We start from the raw sequence: 16,116 nt of genomic DNA on the forward strand, positions 1-16,116 counted from the left end.
TGTCGATGTTAGCGCTCGTTCACAGCAGGTGGCGCCCTCGTCCTTGTGTCGTTGACCGCAGAATTCGTATGGTCGAGTGATGCCGCTCACCGCGCCGACGACGCCGCCCGGTTTGCCCGCCTCCCTCGACTACCCCGAAGTCCCCGTCGGTTCGATCCTCGCCGCGGGCGCCGCCCGCTGGGGCGACCGGACCGCCTTCGAGCACGACGGCCGAAGCCTGACCTTCACCGAGACCTACCGCGCGGCCTGCCGGTTCGCGCACGCGCTGCGGGACCGCGGCATCGGCCGCGGCGACGTCGTGGCGCTGCACCTGCCGAACTGCCTCGCCTTCCCGGTCGCCTACTACGGCACGCTGCTGGCCGGGGCCACCTTCAGCCCGGCGAACCCGCTGCTCCCCCCGGCTGACCTCGCGTTCCAGCTCGCCGACTGCGAGGCCGCGGCCGTGGTGACGTTCGGCCCGGTCGCGGGCGCGCTGGCCGCCGTGGCCGACCGGATCCCGGCGCGCCTCACGGTCGTCGTCGCCCCGGCCGGCGACCTGGCCGAGGGCGCCGTCGAGTTCGAAGCGTTCCAGGCCGGGCAGCCGGAGACGCGGCCCGACGTGGACACCGACGTCCACGAAGACCTCGCCCACCTCGCCTACACCGGCGGTACCACCGGCCGGTCGAAGGGCGTGCGGCTGACGCACCGCAACGTCGTGGTCAACACCCTCCAGCACGCCTGCTGGGGCTCCGGCTCGGTGCCGGCGCTCGACGAGCGGGGCGACATCACCCTCGACCAGATCGGCAGCGAGGAAGAGTGGGTGACGCGCCTGGGCACCGGCGTCGCGATCAACCTGACGCCGTGGTTCCACGCGATGGGCATCATCGGCGGCCTGAACGCGGCGGTCATCGCGGGCACCAAGATCGTGCTGCACACCCGCTTCGACCCGGCGGCCTACGTCGCCGACGCCGAACGCCTGCGCATCACGGGCATCGGCGGCGCCCCGGCGCTGTTCGCCGCGCTGCTCGCGACGCCGTCGTTCCACACGGCCGACCTGTCGTCGGTCCGCTCGATCGGCTCGGGCGCGGCGCCGATGAACCACGCGATGATCAACGCACTGCGCGAGCGCTTCCCGGGCGTCGTCGTCAGCGAGGGCTACGGCCTCACCGAAGCGACGATGGGCGCGGTGATCTCCCCGACGTACCAGTCGGGCACCCGCAAGGTCGGCTCGGTGGGCGTCCCGATCTTCGACACGCAGGTCAAGATCGTCCCGGCCGAAGGCGGCGAAGACCCCCTCCCGGCGGGCGAAAAGGGCGAGGTCTGCCTCCGCGGCCCGCAGATCATGCAGGGCTACCGCAACCGCCCGGAGGAAACGGCGGACGCACTGGTCGACGGCTGGCTCCACACGGGCGACATCGGCATCCTCGACGCCGACGGCTACCTGTCCATCGTGGACCGCAAGAAGGACATGCTGCTGTACAAGGGATACAACGTCTTCCCGCGCGAGCTGGAGGAGCTCCTGGTGACGATGCCCGGCGTGGCGGCGGCCGCGGTGGTCGGCCGCCCGGACGACGAGGTCGGCGAACTGCCGGTCGCGTTCGTGGTGCCGAACGGGCCGTTGGACGCGGACGAGCTGATGGCCGCGGTCAACGAGAAGGTGCTGCCGTACAAGCGGTTGCGGGAGGTGCACGTGGTCGAGCAGATCCCGGTGTCCGCGGCGGGGAAGGTGCTGAAGCGCGAACTGCGGGAGCAGCTGTCAGGTAACTGACCAATATCGAATCCGCATCAGACCGCGGGCGGTGTAACAAAACCCGGGCGGACCGCGAAGCGCTTCCGAAGCCGGGGCGAACTGCCTATCATGGCGAGAACGACGGCGGCCGGGGGAATTGCATGGAGCAGACGTTCACGGCGATCACTCTGCCCGAAGCAGTGCGCTGGCTGTTCGAGACCAACGGCTACGACGTCGCCGGCCCCGTCGAGTTCGACGGGGCCGCGGTCGATCTCGTCGCGACCCAGCTCTCCGGCTTCAGCGAGCAGAACGTCTACATCGAGGCCACCATCCAGCACGTGGACGGCGCGAAATACGAAGAGCTACTCGCGAAGTTGACGCGTTTCCGCACCCAACTGGGCGCGCAACGAATGATAATTTCCCCGGCGGGGTTCGCGGCGGGCGTCAAGGAAAGCGCCGGCGCCGAGGGGATCCTCACCTTCACCTACAACGAACTGTTCGCGAACTTCGAACGAGTCCAACCGTACCTGTCCTACATCCTCGGCGATTCGCGTCAGGCGAAGACCCTGCAGGCGCTGGACGAGGTCTACGAAGAGCCGAACTTCGACGACAAGTACGGCAACCAGTGGGCGACGAAACACCTCACCGACTGGCTGCACGACGAGGACAAGGACCGGTCCTGGCTGATCATCGTCGGCGAGTACGGCACCGGCAAGACCGCGCTGACCGAGGTGCTGCAGAAGCGGTGGGCGGAGCTGTACCAGAAGGGCGACAGCCCGCGCCTGCCGTTCCGGATCGAACTGCGTGACTTCGCCAAGCAGTTCGACTCCCGCGGGCTGCTGCACCACTTCCTCGACCGGAACGAGCTGGCCCACCTCCCGGTCTCCTTCGTCGAGAGCATGATCTCCAACGGCCGCGTCGTCCTGCTGCTGGACGGCTACGACGAAATGGCCCAGTACCTGAACGTGCGCGAGCGGCGCGCCTGCCTGGAGGCGCTCGCCGACCTGGCCAGCAACGGGGCGAAGGGGATTTTGACGAGTCGCCCCAACTACTTCACCGAAGCCGAAGAGCTGCGGGTGTTCGAAGTCCTGTACCAGAAGCTGGGCTCGCACCGCCAGATCAACGTCCTGGACCGCGCCGTCGTCGAGCAGGAACGCGAGGTCGATTCGCTGCTGGAGCGGTTCGTCCTCAACCGCGTGGAACGCAGCCTGCGCGACCTGACGTACGAGCAGACCATCGAGCTGGTGCGCCGGCGTCTGAAGGACGACCCCGAAGGCGCGAGCGTCGTCACCGGGTTGCTGTCGAAGGTCTTCCGCAACGAAGAGGACCGGAACGTCTCGCTGTCGGGCAAGCCGGTGATCATCACCTACCTCCTCGACGTCGTCGAAGAACTGAAGAAAGACGACGCCGGAGACCCCGAGCAGAAGATGTCCGAGTGGGACATCTACAACCTGATCGTCCACAAGCTCATGCTCCGCGACTGGGCCCGGACGTCGACCCTGTTCCCGACGGAACGGCTGCTCTTCCTCCAGAAGCTCGCCCTGTACACGTCCACGAGCCAGCAGAAGAGCGTCAACGAGTCCAGTTTCCGCGAGGTCATCAGGACGGTCTTCGAATCGAAGATGACCAAGAAGCGGGTCGAAGGCGTCACCGACGCGGAAGACTCCCTCTTCGACGACCTCCGGTCCTCCACCACCCTCACTAGGAGCACCGACAAGGTCACCGCGCAGTGGCAGTTTTCCCACAACTCCCTGCGTGAGTACCTGCTGGCCGGCTACCTCATCGACTGTCTCGTCGACGGTCGGCCGGAGCCGCGGTCCGTCCCGGTGACGGACACCATGATCACCTTCGTCAACTCGATGCCGCAGGACAAGCTGCAAGAGGCCTACACGCAGCTGTCCGCCCTCTGGCCGTCGCGGAAGATGCACAAGGGCATCGACCAGATGCTCATCCTGCTTTGGGGCGCGAAGCGGCACAACGAGCGCAAGAACCGCAGCGTCCCCGAGAGCCTGACCGACCTCGTCGGCGACAGCCTCGACCTCTCGAACTGCACGCTCAGCGGCATCAACTTCAGTTCGGAAGACAACGTCACCCTGCGCGGGCTGAACGCGTCGAGCAGCATCATGACCGACACCGACTTCTCCCGCACGGACCTGACCGGTTCGAACTTCTCGGACTCCGCGATCGACGCATGCGTGCTGACGAATGCCGACGTGACCGGCGCGGACTTCTCCAACCTCCTGATGCTGGACACCGAGATCACCGGGCTGGTGTGCACCGGAGCGAACTTCACCAACCTCACGAAGGACTCGACGGCGCTGTTAAAGGTCGGCAAGGACCTGCACGTGCTCGACGCGACCAGGCTACGGGGCTACCTGAAGCGGCGAGGTGCGATCACCGATCCCGTCAACCCGTACTTCATGTTCTGCCTGGACCAGAACTTCGACATCTGCGAGAAGATCTGCCGCGTCCTGCTGGACGGCGCCTGGCACCAGCGCCTCGGCCTGGAGCAGCGCGGCGCCTCCGAGCGCAACGTCAAGCTGGCCAAGAAGTTCGTGCAGTTCCTGATCTCCATCGGGCACGTCCAGATCAAGAACGGCACCGGCGGCAAGCTCATCGGCACCACGCAGAGCGGCCGCCCGGTCGTAGCGCGGCTGAGCGAGAACGCCCAAATCGACGAAACGCTGCTCCCCTTCTTCGAGGAGAACTTGCGCTAGCCGCGGCCTCAGTGACCGGTCTTGGTCCGCAGGGCCGCGTCCTTGTCCAGGACCAGCTTCTCCAGGTCCTGCTGGAACTTCGCCATCTTCGAGCGCAGGGCTTCGTCGGACGCCGCCAGGATGCGGACGGCCAGGAGGCCTGCGTTGCGGGCGCCGCCCACCGAGACCGTGGCCACCGGGACGCCTGCCGGCATCTGGACGATCGACAGGAGGGAGTCCAGGCCGTCCAGGTACTTCAGCGGGACCGGGACGCCGATCACCGGGAGGACCGTTGCCGAGGCGACCATGCCCGGGAGGTGGGCCGCGCCGCCGGCGCCCGCGATGATCACGCGGATGCCGCGGGCCACCGCCGACGTCGCGTAGTCCAGCATGCGCTGCGGGGTCCGGTGCGCCGAGTAGACGCCGACCTCGTACTCGACGCCGAACTCGTCCAGCGCCGCGCCGGCCGCCTCCAGGGTCGGCCAGTCCGAGTCGCTGCCCATGATCACGCCCACCTGCGGCGCCATACCCGTCACTCCCGTCAGTGGATCTCGTAGCCGTCGAGCCAGACGGCGTGGGACAGCCAGTGCGCCGACAGCAGCGCGCGGTTGCGCAGGTCTTCCATGCGCTCGCCGGTGAAGTTGACGTGCCCGAGCTTGCGCCCCGGGCGCTCCTGCTTGCCGTACAGGTGCACGCGGACCTCCGGGTACCGCGCGAACAGGTGGTGCAGCCGCTCGTCCGGACCCATCTCGGGCAGCACCGCGGCACCCAGCACGTTCGCCATCACGCACGCCGGCGCGACCAGGTCCGTGCGGCCCAGCGGGTAGTCCAGGACCGCGCGCAGGTGCTGCTCGAACTGCGACGTGCGCGAGCCGTCCATCGTCCAGTGGCCCGAGTTGTGCGGGCGCATCGCCAGCTCGTTCACCAGCAGCCCGGTGTCGGTCTCGAACAGCTCGACCGCGAGCAGGCCGGTGACGTCCAGCGTCGCGGCGATCCGCAGCGCCAGGTCCTGGGCCTCGTGCACCCGCGAGTCGTCGAGCCCCGGCGCCGGGGCCAGCACCTCGGTGTTGATGCCGCCCTCCTGGACGGTCTCGACCACCGGGTACGCCGCGCCCTGGCCGAAGGGCGAGCGGGCGACGAGCGCGGACAGCTCCCGCCGCATCGCCACCTTCTCCTCGACCAGCAGCGCCGTGCCCGCTTCGAGCAGCTCCGGCACGGTCTCGCGGGCGTGCTGCGCGGTGTCCAGCATCCAGACGCCGCGGCCGTCGTACCCGCCGGTCGACGCCTTGAGCACCACCGGCCAGCCGTGGTCGTCGCCGAAGGCCACGACGTCGTCCACTGTGGACACCTCGGCGAAGGCCGGGCCCGGCACGCCGAGGCCCGCCATCATCTCGCGCATCACCAGCTTGTTCTGCGCGAAGCCCAGCGCCGTCGGCGCCGGCCGGATGACGTAGCCCTCCATCGCCAGCGTCAGCAGGTGCTCGCCCGGCACGTGCTCGTGGTCGAAGGTGAGCACGTCGACCGAGGCCGCGAACTTCCGCAGCGCCTCGAGGTCGGTGTGGTGGCCCAGCGAGACGTCGCCCGCGACGAGACCCGCGGCTTCGTTCTCCCCCGCGGCGAGCACGCGCAGGGACTGGCCGAGGGAGATCGCCGCCTGGTGGGTCATCCGGGCCAGCTGCCCGCCGCCCACCATGCCCACGACGGGCAGACCGGTGTGTTTGTCCATAGCGCCGATCAGCCTACTGCGCCGATTTTTTGACAATCCGACCGGCAGCCACGCCGGAACAAGTGCGGTGAGCTGCCAGCTCCGGTGAGTGTCCGCCTGCTTTCGGCCGGATTGTCAAACGGTCACCAGGCCGGCCGACCGCCGGACCAGGCGTAGCTCACGCACCGCCAGCCCGAGGATCCCCGCCGCCGCCGCGAGCACGTAGACGTTGCCGAGGAGTGACCAGCCCAGGCCCCAGCCGAACTCCCGGTCGCCGCCGTTGGGCACCAGCATCACGATCTGCGAGGCGAACAGCACCGCGACCGCCGCCGCGGCCCACCAGCGGGCCTTCACCACGAGCAGCGTGAGCAACGGCACGCACCAGACCCAGTGGTGCGACCACGACACCGGCGACAGCAGCAGCCCGTAGAACGCCGTCACGAGCAACGCGGCCGCGTCCTCGCCACGCCGGTGCAGCCGCACCACCAGCCACACCGCGGGCACGGCCAGCACCGCCGCCACGCCGACCGCGACCGCCAGCGACCACGGGGCCAGCGCCGAAGCCCGGTTCACCAGCCCGTTGAGCGACTGGTTGAAGATCCAGTGCACCGACCCGACCCGGCTCGGGTCGGTCGCCGAATCCCGCCAGAACCGCGCCGCGTCGACCGGGATGACCGCGAACATCACCGCCTCGAGCGCCACGAACGTGCCCACCGCCCGTAGCCCGTCCTTCCACCGGCCCGTGAAGAACAGGTGCGGCACGAAGATCAGCGGGGTCAGCTTGATCGCCGCCGCCACGCCGATCAGCACGCCCGCCCAGCGCGACCCGCGCACCGAGAGCACCAGGACGTCCAGCACCACGAACGCCATCAGTATCAAGTTGATCTGGCCCAGGAACAGCGTCTTCCACACCGGTTCCAGCGCCAGCGCGATGGCCGTTCCCGCCGGCAGCGCCCACCGGCTTCTTCCCAGAAGCGGTGCGTGCCCCGGCGACGACGAAACCACCGTGATCACGACCATAAGACCGACCACCGACAAAACCGCGATCACGCCCCAGACCAGGCCCGACGGCACGAGGGCGAGCGGCAGGAACAGCGGCGCCGCGGCGGGCGTGTAGGTGAACGGCAGCCGCACCCAGTCAGGCAGCGCGGTCAGCACGTCCCGCGTGTAGAGCGGGTCGCCGTGCAGCAGCGTCAGCGCACCCGCGCGGTACACGGCGCTGTCCGCGCCCAGGTGCCACCCGGCCAGCCAGCCGACGACCCCCAGCGCCAGGACAGCGAGCGCGAGGACCCCCGCGAGCACCCGGCCGGTGCGCGCCTCAGACGCCGGCTTCGACGTCGACACGCGCGGCCGCCTTCTTCCGCGCCCGCCGCTGCAGGCCCCAGCGCAGGATGAGCGCCACGGCCAGCACCACCGGCATCAGGATGTAGGCGTCCCCGAGGATGTTCTGCCAGACCGTCCAGTGCAGTTCGACGTTGCGCCCGTTCGGCAGGATCAGCAGCACGCAGCTGACGAACACGAACGCCGCGAGGAACGTCCCGACCCAGCGCTTCCACGCCGTCTTCGGGGTGGTCTTCGGCAGCCGCGAGACCAGCAGCACGATCAGCGGGATGACCCACACCCAGTGGTGGGTCCACGAGATCGGCGAGATCAGCAGCGTCCAGAAGGCCGTGACGAGCAGCGCGGCCAGCGCCTGCCCCTTGCGGTGGAACCGCATGAGCAGCCACAGCGCCGGGATCGCGAGCAGGAAGCCGATGCCCATCGCGGCCTTCGACGCCCACGGCGCGAGGTCGGTGGCCCGGTTCATCAGCGCGTTCAGCGACTGGTTGCCCGCCCAGTGCACCGGCCCGATCCGGCCGGTGTCGGGCAGCGTCACGGTCCAGTACTTGGCCGCGTCGTGCGAATTGATCAGGAACATCAGGCCCTGCAGCAGCAGGAACGTCGCGAAGCCGCGGATCGCGTCCATCCGGCGGCCGGTGACGAACAGGTGCCCGAGGAACACCAGCGGCGTGAGCTTGATCGCCGCCGCGACCCCGACGAGCACGCCGCCCCACCGGCTGCCGCGGGCGCCGATGACCAGCATGTCGAGCAGGATCATGGCCATCAGGATCAGGTTGATCTGGCCGAGGAAGATCGTCCGCCACACCGGCTCGAGCCCGAGGAAGACCAGGAAGAACACGATGGTCGAGCGGGCCGGCGAGGCCCACCAGCGCGGCCCGTCGGCGGACGGGCGGGGCAGGGCGCCGATCGCGATCCGGATCGACAGCGCCATCGCGCCCAGCGAGACGGCGGTGATCAGCCCCCACGAAATCTGCGTCGGGAAGGCCGCGAGCGGGACGAAGATCAGCGCCGCCGTCGGCGGGTAGGTGAACGGCAGCAGCGCCCACCACGGTTCGTTGGGCAGGGTGTTCGCGTCGTAGAGCGAGTCGCCGTGCAGCAGCGTCAAAGCGCCCGCCCGGTACACCGCGCTGTCCACGCCGAGCACCCAGTCGTGCTGCCAGCCGTAGATGCCGTACCCGATCGCGACCAGCGGGATCACCGACAGGATCAGGATCGACCGAGGGCGGACGGACAGGCGGGCGAGTGACTTCCGCAGGGCCAGCCGGTGGTGGGAGCTGGCCGCGACTTCGCCGTCGACGTCGGTGGGTACGGTCCTGGTCACCGCACCAGGAAATCATGACCGGCCCGGTCCAGGTCAGCGAGGTCCGGGCGGAAGCGGACTTTTCGGGCGTTCTACGCTCGCGCGAGCTGCGCCAGCAGGTCGCAGGCGAGCTCGTGGGTGGCGGGCAGCCGCACCGCGGACACGCGCGGTTGCCCCGCGTCGGCCAGCTGCGCGTCCACCGACAGGCGCTCGTTCAGCGCCCGCCGCAGCGCCACGCCGTGCGAGCCGACCCGGTCGTCCTTGGGGACCAGCGCGGCGACGACGGACGGCCCGAGCGAAGCGACGCTCTGCCCGCTGTCGAACACCGCCCGCAGCGCGTCCGCGACCAGGATCATCCCGGTCAGCCGCGGGAACCCGGCGACGGTGCTGAGGTCCAGCGAGACGACCAGGAGCACGTGCTCCTCGGCCGCGGGCCGCTCACGCGCGGCGGCCGCTTGGTAGACCTCGTAGAGCCGGGTGCGCAGGTACGCGGCCGAGGGCAGGCCGGTCAGCGGGTCGGTGACCTCGGTGTGCACGAGCTGGTCGGTGGCGACGTCGGCCCAGGCCAGCGCGGTGGTCCGGAGCAGCCGCGACGGCGTGGCGTCGACGTCCGGCGAGACGAAGCCGTCGCCGACGTGGTCGAGGACGGCGTGCAGCGCGGCGAGGTCGGCGAGGGTTTCCGCGAGCCCCGCGCCGGCCGCCGCCCGCGCCCTGGCCAGCCCGGCCAGCGCGGTTTCGGCGGCTTCGACGCGCCCCTTGGCCATCACGGCAGCGCAGACGGCGTCGACCTCGGGCAGGGCCCAGTCGCTGGGGAACCGCCAGCCCGCGGCCAGGCTCGCCGTGCGCCAGCGGGCGCGCAACGCGCGCAGGGAGCGATCGCGCTCGGACTGGGCCTGGGGCGGGACGTCATCGGGGCCGGAGCGCGTAGCCGGAACGTCCACTGGCCCCCCATCCCTTTCGTCCGGTGCGTGTGGATCTTGATCGGTGCTTCACGGTGAGGACGTGCCTCGCCGGACCCCGTGACGCGTACTGGCGAGTTTTGTTAAGAAGCTTTTCCACGCCGAGACCCGGGGGTGGGTGATTTTGCTGCGCCGTCGGAGTCAACACCCCGACCACCGCGTGACGGCCCGGGGTGGGTCAGTCACACTTGTCTCGCGCCCCGGACCGGCCTGTAATGGCAGGTCCTGGCCCTAGCCGACCGAGGAGTGCCGTGTCCACCGTTCCCGCCGATCTCAGCGGAAAGAGTGACGCCGAGCTGATCGCCGAGGTCCGCTCGGGGAAGATCGCCTCCTACGGCGCCCTCTACGAACGGCACACCGGCGCGGCCCACAACCTGGCCCGTCAGCTGGCCCGCTCGAGCTCCGAAGCGGACGACCTCGTGTCCGAGGCGTTCGCCAAGGTGCTGGACACGCTGCGTGGCGGCAAGGGCCCGGACACCGCCTTCCGGGCGTACCTGCTGACCGCGCTCCGTCACACGGCGTACGACCGCACGCGCAAGGAACGCCGGGTCGACCTCAACGAGGACATGTCCGACGTCGGCGGGGCCGCCGCCGAGGCGCTGACCGTCCCGTTCTCCGACACCGCCGTCGCGGGCCTCGAACGGACGATGGCCGCGAAGGCGTTCGCCCGGCTGCCCGAACGCTGGCAGGCGGTGCTCTGGCACACCGAGATCGAGCAGCAGAGCCCGGCCGAGGTCGCGCCGCTGCTCGGGCTGACCGCGAACGGCGTCTCCGCGCTCGCCTACCGCGCCCGCGAAGGCCTCCGGCAGGCCTACCTCCAGGTCCACCTGCAGGAGAACGCCGAGGAACGCTGCCGCGCCTGCGCCGACCGGCTGGGTGCCTGGACGCGCAACGGGCTGTCCAAGCGCGAACGCAACCAGGTCGAGAACCACCTCGACGAGTGCGAGAACTGCCGGGCGCTGGCCGCCGAGCTCGCCGACGTCAACGGCGGGTTGCGCGCGATCATCGCCCCGATCGTCCTGGGCGGCGCGGCCCTCGGCTACCTCGCCACCATCGGCGCCGCGAAGGCGAGCGCGGCCACGGCGGCGGCAGCCGGTGCGGCTGCCGCCGCGGGTGCGGCCGCCGGGGGCAAGGCCGGTGCGGCCGCGGGCGCTGCCGCGGCCGGACCCCGCCAGTTCGCCGGGGTGGCCGCCTCGGGCGCGGCGGTCGTCGCGGCCGTCGTCGTCGCGCTCACCGCCGGCGGCGGGGCCCAGGAGATCCCGGTCGCGGCCGCCGTGCCGCCCTCGGTCGTCCAGCCCGTCCAGCCGCCCGCGCCGAAGCCCCAGCCCCAGCCGGTTCAGCCGCCCGCACCGCAGCCGCCGCAGCCCCCGGCCCCGCCCGAGGCGCCTCCGGTGGAACCCGCGCAGCCGCCCGTCCAGCCGCCCGCACCCGCGCCGCCGGCACCCCCGGCGCCGCCCGCGCCGGCCCCGCCGTCGATGTCGGCGACGACCCCGCCGGACGGCGTCGAGCTGAGCCCCGGCTCCGCGACGAACCTGCCGATCACCGTCCGCAACGACGGCGGCAGCGTGTCCGAGCCGGTGGCCGTCGCGCTGAAGCTGCCGCCGGGCGTGCACGCCGTCGACGCGGCGGGCGGCGGCGCGCCGATGGCGTTCGCGCAGGGCAGCAGCGCGCCGATCTCGGTGAACTGCCCGGGCGGTGACGGCACGGTCGTCTGCAAGACCGGCAGCGGCCTGCAGCCCGGTCAGAGCGCCACCCTGAACTTCCGCCTGCGGGCCGACGACGACGCCGAGGGCGGCACGGTCACCGGGACGGTCACCGCGGGCGTGCAGGTCAACGTCCGGGTGAGCGTCGAGGTCACCGTGAAGCAGCCGCCGGACGCCGTGGTCCTGGAAGCGCAGGGCGACGGGCTGTCGGCGTTCCCGTGGACCCGCAACCCGCTGGTCTACGTGCGCGTCCGCAACACCGGCGAGACGACCAAGCCGGTCACGGTCACCTTCGACCACCCGCTCTGGCAGTGGTGGAGCCTGCGCGGCTTCCCCTGCGAGCCGTCCGGCGACGGCGCGACCTGCACGACGAAGAGCGCGCTGGCGCCCGGGCAGCACGTCAACCTGTGGGTGCGGCTGAAGGGCCGCCCCGACGACGGGCGCGTGACGATCACGGCGCAGCTCGGCAAGGCGTCCGCGCGGCCGGTGACGGTCGACTTCGGCTGCTGGCACCACTGGTGCGGCGAGGACCCGCTGCCGACGACCACACCGCCGTCGTCGTCGACCACCCCGACGAAGCCGTCGAAGCCGAAGCCGTCGAAGCCTTCCCCGACCCCGCCGACGACGACCGAGACCGAGCCGTCGGCCGAGCCCCCGGCGTCGACGACCACGTCCAGCGCGCCGCCGCGGCCGGGCACGAACCCGGGCCCGAAGCAGCCGACCGTCACCCCCGAAAAGGCTTTCGGCTGGCTCACGGGGTAGCGTCCGCGCGGTGCGCGAGCTGCTGAAAAAGCATCGCGAGCTCCTCCGCTTCGCCGTTGTCGGCGGGATCAGCTTCGTGATCACGATGTCCGTCAACTACGGCTTGAAGTTCACCGTGCTGCGGACCCACCCGGTGACGGCGCTGATCCTGGGCGTCCTGGTCGCGACGATCTTTTCCTACGTCGCCAACCGCGAATGGTCGTTCCGCACCCGCGGCGGCCGCGAGCGGGCGCACGAAGCGGCGTTGTTCTTCCTGTTCAGCGGCATCGCGCTGGGCCTGAACGCGCTGCCGCAGTGGTTCTCGCGGTACGTGCTGGACCTGCAGGCGCCGCGGCTGTCGCCGTTCGGCGTCGAGGTGGCCGACTTCGTCAGCGGCATCGTCATCGGGACGCTGCTGGGGACGGCGTTCCGCTGGTGGGCGTTCAAGAAGTGGGTGTTCCCGGACGAGTCCGGGCGGGTCGCGGCGGTCCTGGAGGATCCGGACATTCAGGACCGGAAAGCCGCCTGAACCACAGGTCACCGCGGTGTGCTCCTAGACTGCGTGGTGTGACCGTTGTGGAAACCGTGCTCAAGCGCACGCCGGAACCACTGCGTTCGGTGCTGATCAAGCACCGGGAGCTGCTGAAGTTCGCAATCGTGGGCGGCACGACGTTCCTGGTCGACAACGGGGTCTGGTACGTCCTCAAGCTGACGGTGCTGGAGCCGAAACCGACCACGGCGAAGGCGATCGCGATCATCGTGGCGACGATCGTGTCGTACATCCTCAACCGCGAGTGGTCCTTCCGCACCCGCGGCGGCCGCGAACGCCACCACGAAGCGGCGCTGTTCTTCGTGATCAGCGGCATCGCGGTCGTGGTGAACCTGATCCCGCTGTACGTGTCGAGGTACGTGCTCCACCTGGAGATGCCGCACGTGACGCGGCTGGTGCAGGAGGTCGCGGACTTCGCGAGCGGGTCGATCATCGGCATGCTGCTCGCGATGTTCTTCCGGTTCTGGGGCTTCAAGAAGTGGGTGTTCCCGGACGAGCTGGGCGAGCGGCGCCGGGACAGCGACACGGTGACGCGGCTGCGCTGAGCGCTTGCCCGAGCTGATCCCGCCCGACGTCCGGTGGCACGCCGCCTGGCGGGACGCGCACGCCGAGTGGGGCCCGGGTGCGCACGAGGACGGCTTCGGCCTCCAGGCGGCGGACCGGGTCGGCACCGCCGCGGGCTTCGCGGCCTGGCTGGCGCGGCTGAACACCGAGGCCTGCACCTACCGCTGGATCGTCGAAGGCGAGCGGGTGCTCGGCGGGATCGCCCTGCGGCACGGCTTCGGTGAGTTCGTCCGGCAGTTCGGCCACGTCGGCTACGGCATCCGGCCGTCCGCGCGGGGACGCGGGCTGGCGAGCTGGGCGCTGGGCCGGATCCTGGGCGAAGCGCGCACCCTGGGCATGTCCCGCGTCCTGCTGGTCTGCGCGGCGGACAACGTCGCCTCGGCGAGAACCATCGAGCGCAACGGCGGGGTACTCGAAGCGTCGCCGGATCACCGGGTCCGCCGGTACTGGATCGAAAACTCCTTGTCTTCCGACATGTAGTTGTCTAAAGTCATCCTCGTCAGTGTTCCTCCGTGAGGACGCCGCCCGGGTTCGGCCGGGCGAGCGGGACGATTCGAGGTGGTTTCCGAGCGCGAAGAGGTCGCACCCGCCCAGCGGGTGACGATGGAGCCTTTTCCCGACTCGACGGGACGCGTTTTTTCGCGCGTCCGCACCTCTCGTCCCTTCTGACGAAACAAGGACTTTGTCTTGAACACCATCGCGCCTCAGCGCGCCCGAAAAACGGCTCTCGTGGGCCTGTTCCTGTCCGTTTTCCTCGCGATGCTCGACGCCCAGGCCGTCGCCACCGCGCTTCCCCGGATCTCCGCCGAATTCGGCGGGACCGGCGCCTACGCCTGGGTCACCACCGCCTACCTGCTCGCCGGCAGCGTCACCGCTCCCCTGTACGGGAAGCTCGGCGACGTCCACGGCCGCAAACGCGTGCTCCTGGGCGCGCTCGCCCTCTTCCTGCTCGGCTCGCTCGCCTGCAGCCTGGCGCCGTCGGCCGCGTGGCTCATCGCCGGGCGGGTGCTGCAGGGTGCCGGTTCCGGCGGCCTCTTCGTCTCCGTCGGCGCTTCGCTCGGCGAGCTCTTCTCGCCCCGCGAAGGCGCGAAGTACTTCGGGTGGTTCTCGGTCTGCTTCGCCGTCGCCTCCCTCGCCGGACCGGTCGCGGGCGGTTTCCTGACCGGGCTCGCCGGGTGGCGGTCGATCTTCCTCGTCAACCTGCCGCTCGGGCTGCTCGCCGTCGCCTTCCTCACGACCCTCGACCTACCGCGACGGCGGAAAGACGCGCCGTTCGACTTCGCGGGCGTCGTCCTCCTCGGCGTCGCGATCACCGGGTTCACCCTGCTCACGCCGTGGTCGGCCGGGCTCGGGACGGTCGCGGCCCTCGCGTTCGTGGTGGTCGAACGCCGGGCCGAAGCGCCCGTGCTCCCGCTCAGGCTCTTCCGCGACCGGACCTTCACCGTGTCCGTGCTGCTCAGTGTGCTCGCCGGGTTCTCGTTCCTCGGCTCGGTCAACTACATCGCCGGTTACCTGCAGGCCGACGCCGGCCCCGGGGAAGGCGGGCTGCGGCTGGTCCCGATGACCATCGCCGTCGCGCTTTCCTCCGTCGTCGCGAGCAAGGTCATCGCCCGCACCGGCGCCTACCGGTGGGCGCCGCGGCTCAGCATGGCGCTCGGCCTGCTCGCGGTGCTCGGCCTCACGACGTTGCACGGGCTCGCGGAAATCTTGGCCTGTCTGGTCGTCTTCGGCCTCGCGGCCGGCCTCAACCTCCAGGTGCTGGCGCTGGCCACGCAGAACACGGCGCCACCGGGCGATCGCGGCGCGGTCGCCGCCGCGATCAACCTCGCCCGCTCGCTCGGCTCCGCGCTCGGGCCGGTCGCGCTCGGCTTCGCCTACACCGCGGGCGCGCACGGCGTTTTCCTCGCCCTGCTGCCCGTCCTCGCGCTCGCCCTCGTCACGGCGTTCGCGCTCCCCCACGTCCCGCTCCACCGCTAGGAGAACCACGATGATCTTCGTACTCGGCGCCACCGGCAAGGTCGGCCGCGCCCTCGTCCCCGCCCTCCTCGACGCCGGCGCCGCCGTCCGCGCCCTGACCCGCGACCCGGCGAAGGCCCGGATCGACCCGCGCGCCGAAGTCGTCCAGGGCGACCTGGACACCGCGGACCTGCCCGCGCTGCTCGACGGTTCGGACCGCGTGTTCGTGCTGACCCAGGGGCACAGCGCCGACCGGGAAGCGGCGGTCGCCCGGGCGGCCGCCGAGGCCGGGGCCACCCACCTCGTCAAGCTGTCCACCACCGGTGTCCACTTCGGACAGCCGGACCCGATCACGCGCGCCCACGCCGAAGCCGAGCAAGCGATCCGGGAAGCCGGGCCGTCCTGGACGATCCTGCGGCCCGGCGCCTTCATGGACAACCGGTTCGCCTGGCGCGGCTCCATCCGCGAGGAGAACGCCGTGTACGTACCCGAAGGCGATCCGGCTTCCGCGCTGGTGCACGTCCGGGACATCGCCGCGGTCGCGACCCTCGCCCTCACGACGTCGGACCACGAAGGCGCGACCTACGAACTCACCGGCGGCGAAGCCCTCACCACCCGGGAGCAGGTCGCGCTCCTTTCCGAAGCTGTCGGTCGCCCGATCGAATACGTCGAAGAACCGCGTAGCGCGGCTCGTGCGCGGATGATGCGCGAGTACGGCTGGCCCGCCGAAGCCGTCGACGGTTTCTTCGCGCTCAAGGAGGCGTCCGCCGGGCGCGAACACGTCGTTTTCGACACCGTGGAACGCGTGCTCGGCAGGCCGCCGCTGAACTTCGCGAAATGGGCACGTGAGAACGCGGCCGCATTCCCCTACCCTTACAGGGGGTGACGGCGGG

13 protein-coding genes are annotated in these 16,116 nt (G+C 70.7%); 8 read left to right on the forward strand and 5 right to left on the reverse strand.

The window, feature by feature from the left end; translation table 11 throughout:
* The first annotated feature begins 79 nt into the window (after positions 1-79).
* Positions 80-1,747 carry an AMP-binding protein gene (locus tag AB0B33_RS17600; RefSeq protein ID WP_360772551.1) on the forward strand — a complete coding sequence of 556 codons (1,668 nt, stop codon included), beginning with the start codon at positions 80-82 and terminating at the stop codon, positions 1,745-1,747.
* A gap of 122 nt (positions 1,748-1,869) precedes the next feature.
* Complete coding sequence (locus tag AB0B33_RS17605; protein ID WP_360772554.1) at positions 1,870-4,425, forward strand: NACHT domain-containing protein; 2,556 nt, start codon at positions 1,870-1,872, stop codon at positions 4,423-4,425.
* An 8-nt stretch (positions 4,426-4,433) separates the two neighbouring features.
* Here AB0B33_RS17605 and purE read toward each other — a convergent pair whose 3' ends face one another.
* The 5 genes from purE to AB0B33_RS17630 all read right to left on the reverse strand — a co-directional run bounded on the left by purE (position 4,434) and on the right by AB0B33_RS17630 (position 9,691).
* The gene (purE, locus tag AB0B33_RS17610) at positions 4,434-4,931 is read right to left on the reverse strand and encodes a 5-(carboxyamino)imidazole ribonucleotide mutase (protein WP_247014601.1); all 498 of its coding nucleotides are present in this window, start codon (positions 4,929-4,931) and stop codon (positions 4,434-4,436) included.
* 14 nt (positions 4,932-4,945) lie between these two features.
* Positions 4,946-6,130 carry a 5-(carboxyamino)imidazole ribonucleotide synthase gene (locus AB0B33_RS17615; RefSeq protein ID WP_360772558.1) on the reverse strand — a complete coding sequence of 395 codons (1,185 nt, stop codon included), beginning with the start codon at positions 6,128-6,130 and terminating at the stop codon, positions 4,946-4,948.
* Between the two features lie 114 nt (positions 6,131-6,244).
* Positions 6,245-7,453, reverse strand: coding sequence for a glycosyltransferase 87 family protein (locus AB0B33_RS17620; protein WP_247014603.1), 1,209 nt, complete (start codon positions 7,451-7,453; stop codon positions 6,245-6,247).
* Positions 7,428-8,771, reverse strand: coding sequence for a glycosyltransferase 87 family protein (locus AB0B33_RS17625; RefSeq protein ID WP_360772562.1), 1,344 nt, complete (start codon positions 8,769-8,771; stop codon positions 7,428-7,430). Before AB0B33_RS17625 ends, AB0B33_RS17620 begins: the two co-directional genes overlap by 26 nt.
* Before the next feature lie 71 nt (positions 8,772-8,842).
* Positions 8,843-9,691, reverse strand: coding sequence for a GGDEF domain-containing protein (locus AB0B33_RS17630; RefSeq protein ID WP_360772565.1), 849 nt, complete (start codon positions 9,689-9,691; stop codon positions 8,843-8,845).
* A 269-nt stretch (positions 9,692-9,960) separates the two neighbouring features.
* On the opposite strand from AB0B33_RS17630, the gene AB0B33_RS17635 reads away from it, so the two are divergent.
* The 6 genes from AB0B33_RS17635 (at position 9,961) to AB0B33_RS17660 (ending at position 16,109) form a co-directional block, all read left to right on the forward strand.
* Complete coding sequence (locus tag AB0B33_RS17635; RefSeq protein ID WP_360772567.1) at positions 9,961-12,174, forward strand: sigma-70 family RNA polymerase sigma factor; 2,214 nt, start codon at positions 9,961-9,963, stop codon at positions 12,172-12,174.
* Between the two features lie 10 nt (positions 12,175-12,184).
* Positions 12,185-12,682, forward strand: coding sequence for a GtrA family protein (locus tag AB0B33_RS17640; protein WP_360772570.1), 498 nt, complete (start codon positions 12,185-12,187; stop codon positions 12,680-12,682).
* A 38-nt stretch (positions 12,683-12,720) separates the two neighbouring features.
* A complete protein-coding gene (locus AB0B33_RS17645) occupies positions 12,721-13,248 on the forward strand; it encodes a GtrA family protein (RefSeq protein ID WP_247014608.1) in 528 nt (175 codons plus the stop codon).
* Positions 13,249-13,252: 4 nt separating this feature from the next.
* Positions 13,253-13,747, forward strand: a complete 495-nt coding sequence (locus tag AB0B33_RS17650) for a GNAT family N-acetyltransferase (protein ID WP_360772573.1) — start codon at positions 13,253-13,255, stop codon at positions 13,745-13,747.
* Positions 13,748-13,954: 207 nt separating this feature from the next.
* Positions 13,955-15,244, forward strand: coding sequence for an MFS transporter (locus AB0B33_RS17655; protein ID WP_360772576.1), 1,290 nt, complete (start codon positions 13,955-13,957; stop codon positions 15,242-15,244).
* A 10-nt stretch (positions 15,245-15,254) separates the two neighbouring features.
* On the forward strand, positions 15,255-16,109 hold the full coding sequence (locus AB0B33_RS17660; protein ID WP_360772578.1) for an NAD(P)H-binding protein: 855 nt from the start codon (positions 15,255-15,257) through the stop codon (positions 16,107-16,109).
* The last annotated feature ends 7 nt before the right edge of the window (positions 16,110-16,116 follow it).

Origin of the sequence: Amycolatopsis sp. NPDC049159, assembly GCF_040648295.1 — a bacterium.
Taxonomy (GTDB): Bacteria; Actinomycetota; Actinomycetes; order Mycobacteriales; family Pseudonocardiaceae; genus Amycolatopsis; species Amycolatopsis pretoriensis_A.